The sequence below is a fragment of the Dyadobacter sp. genome, from assembly GCF_051859145.1.
GTDB lineage: Bacteria > Bacteroidota > Bacteroidia > Cytophagales > Spirosomataceae > Dyadobacter.
The window spans coordinates 1-5,430 of record NZ_JBHYGF010000293.1; the positions used below are offsets into that span (position 1 = coordinate 1).

At 47.3% G+C, this 5,430-nt stretch carries 3 protein-coding genes; all 3 read left to right on the forward strand.

Going from position 1 to position 5,430, the window contains the following annotated elements:
- Window positions 1–105 precede the first annotated feature (105 nt).
- Entirely contained in the window at window positions 106–1,917 is a 1,812-nt protein-coding gene (locus ACTIE6_RS16545) for a sensor histidine kinase (protein WP_439557697.1), read from the forward strand.
- Window positions 1,918–1,992: 75 nt separating this feature from the next.
- Window positions 1,993–4,635 (forward strand): valine--tRNA ligase, encoded by a 2,643-nt coding sequence (locus tag ACTIE6_RS16550; RefSeq protein ID WP_439557698.1) that lies wholly within the window; start codon window positions 1,993–1,995, stop codon window positions 4,633–4,635.
- A gap of 118 nt (window positions 4,636–4,753) precedes the next feature.
- On the forward strand, window positions 4,754–5,430 hold a 677-nt coding region (locus ACTIE6_RS16555), incomplete at its 3' end, for a DEAD/DEAH box helicase (RefSeq protein WP_439557699.1).

A 5,430-nucleotide genomic window follows, 5' to 3' on the forward strand; every position in this document is an offset into this window, starting at 1 on the left:
AAATAATGTTAAAACCAAATGCGGCAGAACCTGATACCTTAAATTTGTTACAGGAAGAATGTCGGTGAAGTGGAGGAAGGTGTTGCACCGGCGAAATGAAATTTTATGACAAAGCGGAAAATTCAAATAATAGTTGGTTTGATGTGCATTGCATTGATTGGCCTGATCGGTTTTCAGTGGTACTGGATCCGGGAGGCTATAGCGATCCGCAATGACCAGTTCAATCAGAAAGTCTCGGAGTCGGTACAGGAAGTGGTGCACCGGCTGGAAAAGCAGGAAATGATGTATTTGCTGCAACGAAGGATCGAAGCAGAGCAGCAAAAAAGCAAGCTCGACCGCATTGCCCAGCTCAGAAATATGCCCATGAAACGCGTCGCCCCACAAACCAGTCAGCCGCGACCGGAGCAAACCAGGGTTGTACAACCCAAGCTCGAAATAGCGATCGGGCCGAATGGAGAGGAAATCCATTACCAGATTATCACAGAAGCGGTACCTACTGATGTGCTGAGCCCCAACATCCGCATTATGGTGGATCATCAGCAGCGCATTATAGAGGAGTTTTTTCAGGCCCAGCAATATGGAATGGCGGGTATAGACGAATTTATGCGTCGCCGGCTGGATGATGAAAAAAGGCTCGGAAATGCATTCAGGGGCGTTTATGATACCGGAACCTCAAAGAACAGCGCTAAGTCGGGCCGGGACTCGGTATCTGGTTCCATTGCAAACCGGAAAGTGGCTTTGCCCAGCAGCAAGTCCGGGCGCAGGTCGGGCGTTGTCATGAATGTAGCTGAGCCAGACCGCGCTGAGCTGCTGAAAGAGGTAATGAAGGATTTTATTTATACCAAAAGACCCATTGAACAACGCGTAAATCGCTTTTTACTGGATACTTTGCTTAAAAAGCAACTGGTACAGAATGGCATCAGTCTGCCTTATGAATTTGCAGTGCGCGGACAAGCTGGCGACAGCCTGATCTTTTCCACAGCGAGCCTGCGGCCGGGTGAATGGGAGCAGAAATCGTATAAAGCGTCCCTCTTCCCAAGTGAAACCCTGAATGCCCAAAGTGCATTGTACGTGTTTTTTCCCGATCAGCAGCGCTACATTCTGAGCAATATGGGCGTGATGTTTGGCGGATCCGGTATTTTGATTTTGGTTATACTGGCTTGCTTTTACATGGCAGTTACCACAATCCTGCGCCAGAAAAAGCTTTCTGATATCAAAAATGATTTTATCAATAACATGACCCACGAATTTAAAACGCCTATTTCTACCATTGCATTGGCAGCAGAAATGGCGCATGAGAATTCGGCGAAGTTACCTGAGGGCGGTAGTCCGCGACTGGATCGGTACCTCGGTATTATCCGCGAAGAGAACAAGCGCTTGGGAACGCACGTGGAGAAAGTACTGCAAATGGCGCTGCTGGATAAAGGCCACGTCAAGCTGAAAATCAGTGAAGCCAATATGCACGACCTGATCGGAAAAGCATTGAATGGACAAAGTGTACAGATAGAGCAGCAGGACGGGGTTGTAAATCTTGATTTTGAAGCGACGGAAGAAATTGTAGCGGCTGACGAAGTACACATCTCCAATATCCTGAACAACCTGATCGACAATGCGATCAAGTACTCGCCTGAACACCTGCATATCGCCATCAGAACATGGAATGAAAACGATGGTATCTCCATTTCCATCTCCGACAAAGGGATAGGAATGACCCGCGACCAGCAGCAGCGGATCTTTGATACATTTTACCGGGTACCTACCGGGAATGTGCACGATGTAAAAGGTTTTGGGCTGGGTTTGAGTTATGTTAAAAAGATGGTAGAGGCGCATGAAGGTACCGTCAAAGTCCAGAGCAAAGCCGGCGAAGGCAGTGTTTTTACAGTCTGGCTGCCATTAACCAAAGCGGCGATTTCTTAGAAATATCAGCCGCAAATCCTAACTTGCCTGCTTTTAAAGCGCAACTGCCGGTTAAGGTAAATTTCTGACTACACAATGATTTCCAAAACATACGCTCCCCAGGAAATTGAGGACAAATGGTATTCCTATTGGATAGATAACCGTTTTTTTAACTCCAAACCTAATCCTGACAAAGAGCCTTACACGATCGTAATCCCGCCGCCTAATGTGACTGGCGTGCTGCACATGGGCCACATGCTCAATAATACGATCCAGGATATCCTGATCCGGAAAGCCAGAATGGAAGGCAAAGAAGCCTGCTGGGTACCGGGTACCGACCACGCGTCCATTGCTACGGAAGCCAAAGTAGTGGCGATGCTCAAAGAAAAGGGGATCAACAAGCGGGACCTTACCCGCGAGGAATTTCTTGAATATTGCTGGGAATGGACGCGCAAATATGGCGGTATCATTCTCAAACAACTCCGCAAACTCGGCGCTTCCTGTGACTGGGACCGCACGCGCTTCACCATGGAGCCGGACCTGTACGATTCGGTAATCGACGTTTTTATTGACCTGTATAACAAAGGTGAAATATACCGCGGCCACAGAATGGTCAACTGGGACCCGCAGGCGCGGACAACCGTTTCCGACGAGGAGGTAATTATGAAGGAGGTAAATCAGAAGCTGGTTTACCTGCGGTATGTTTTGGAGGGGGAGAATGGAGGAGGGATGATGGAGGGAGGGGTTACTGTTGCTACTACCCGGCCTGAGACGATTATGGCGGATGTGGCGATTTGCGTGAACCCTGCCGACGAGCGTTACCAGCATTTGATTGGTAAAAAGGTACTGATCCCTTTGATCAACCGCGCTATTCCTATTATCGCCGATGAATATGTAGAAATGGATTTTGGTACCGGCTGTCTGAAAGTGACTCCGGCGCATGATACCAATGATTATGAGTTAGGAAAACGCCACAATCTGCCCATTATCGATCTTTTGAATGAAGACGGTACATTAAATGAAAAGGCGCAGATCCTGGTTGGTGAAGACCGTTTTACAGCCCGCAAGAAAATCATCAAGCTGCTTGAAGAATCGGGTAACCTGGTTAAAACAGAGGAATATAAATCCAATGTCGGCCACTCCGAGCGGACTAATTCGGTAATCGAGCCGCGGCTTTCGGAGCAGTGGTTTTTAAAAATGGAGAAGATCAGCAAGCCTGCATTCGATAATGTAATGAACGATACTGTTCAGCTGATCCCGGCCAAATTCAAGAATACGTACCGTCACTGGATGGAAAATGTGCGCGACTGGAATATCAGCCGCCAGCTTTGGTGGGGCCACCGCATTCCTGCTTATTATCTGAATGATGGAACGGTCATTATTGCCAAATCCAAAAGAGAAGCTTTGCGCAAAGCGCAGCATGAATACCAGCTTTTTGCATTGACAGAAGAAGATATCACCCAGGATCCCGACGTACTTGATACCTGGTTTTCTTCCTGGCTCTGGCCGATTTCTGTTTTTAATGGGATCAAAGAGCCGGAAAATGAAGAGGTAAACTACTATTATCCAACAAACGATCTGGTAACTGCGCCCGAAATCCTGTTTTTCTGGGTAGCAAGAATGATCATCGCGGGTTATGAGTACAGAGGCCAGTATCCTTTTAAAAATGTATATCTGACCGGAATTGTGCGTGACAAGCAGGGACGGAAAATGTCTAAATCACTTGGTAACTCACCTGATCCCATTGACCTGATCGAACAATACGGCGCAGACAGTATCCGCACCGGAATGCTTTTCAGCTCGCAGGCAGGGAACGATTTGCCTTACGACGAAAAGCTGGTAGAGCAGGGCAGGAATTTTGGTAATAAAATCTGGAATGCATTCAGGCTGGTAAAAGGTTGGACAGTGGATAGTCAGATCGAAAATCCGGCCGGATCTGCGTTGGCTGTTCAATGGTTTGAAAGCAAGCTGAACCAGACTTTGGCGGAGGTACACGATCATTTTTCCAAATTCCGTATCTCTGATGCATTGAATTCGGTCTACAAACTGATCTGGGACGATTTCTGCGCACAGTACCTTGAAATGATCAAGCCCGGTTTTGAGCAGCCGATCGACGAAGTAACTTACAATGCTACACTCGACTTCTTTGACAGGTTAATGAGGATCCTGCATCCGTTTATGCCATTCATTTCAGAAGAAATCTGGCAGAATATCATAGAGCGGCCACAAAACGATTCGATTTGCATTGCTCCGTATCCGCAGGCAAAAGAGAGCGACCAGGCTTTATTGAATGATTTTGAAATACTGTTTGAGCTGGTTTCTGCAGTACGCAATATCAGGAATACGAAAGGTATCAGTCCAAAGATTGAACTTCCATTATCAATCCGCACGGATGCTGCCGAACGCTACAACCGCCTGGAAAGTCTGATCCGGAAGCTCGCGAATGTGGAGGCTATTCAATATGTTACCGAAGAAGGCGAAGGAACTTCATTCCGTGTGAAATCGGATGAGTTCTTTGTGAATCTGGCCGACGAAGTGGATGTGGAAACTGAAAGAGAGAACCTGCAAAGAGAGCTGGGCTACACGCAGGGTTTCCTGGATTCGGTTGTTAAAAAGTTGTCAAATGAGCGTTTTGTTCAGAATGCAAAAGGTGATGTGGTTGAGAAAGAGCGGCAAAAGCAAGCTGACGCAGAAGCAAAGATTGAAACTTTGAAAGAAGCTTTAGCGCGGTTAGGCTGATATTTTTACCAAAACAAACAAGAAAGCACAGTGTGAAAGCGCTGTGCTTTCCTGTTTTGTGGGCAGTCGTAAAAGGCCGGCAAGTCCGCTACTGTCTTAGTTTTCGTAACTTTGCCGAATGCAGACTACGCAAAACAACTTCGAGCAGTTTAAGCTCAACCGCCAATTACTGAATGCAATTGAAGAAGCGGGCTACACAGAACCCACTCCGATTCAGGAGCAGGCGATCCCGCTTGCACTGGCCGGACAAGATATATTAGGCATTGCACAAACCGGAACCGGGAAAACAGCTGCCTACACTTTGCCGCTTCTAATGCGCATTAGATACGCCCAAGGTGAACATCCACGCGCATTAATTATGGCGCCTACCCGCGAACTGGCCATGCAGATTTCGGAAGCGATCAGTGCATTATCAAAGTATACGGATATCCGCACGGTGGTTTTGTACGGCGGAGTAGGTCCGAAAACGCAGATCGAGAATTTGCGGAAAGGAGTTGATATCATTGTAGCAACGCCAGGCCGGTTTATGGATCTGTATTTTCAGGAAGAGATTGTGGTCAAGTACCTGAATGTAATGGTGCTCGACGAAGCCGATAAAATGATGGATATGGGCTTTATGCCGCAGATCCGCAAACTATTGGAAATTATTCCGAGAAAAAGGCAGAATATGCTTTTCTCAGCTACATTCTCGGAAAAAGTAGAGCGGCTCTCCCACGAATTCCTCGAATTTCCAACCCGCATTGAAGTAACACCGCAGGCTACCACTGCCGAAATGGTGTCGCAGACTCTATACGA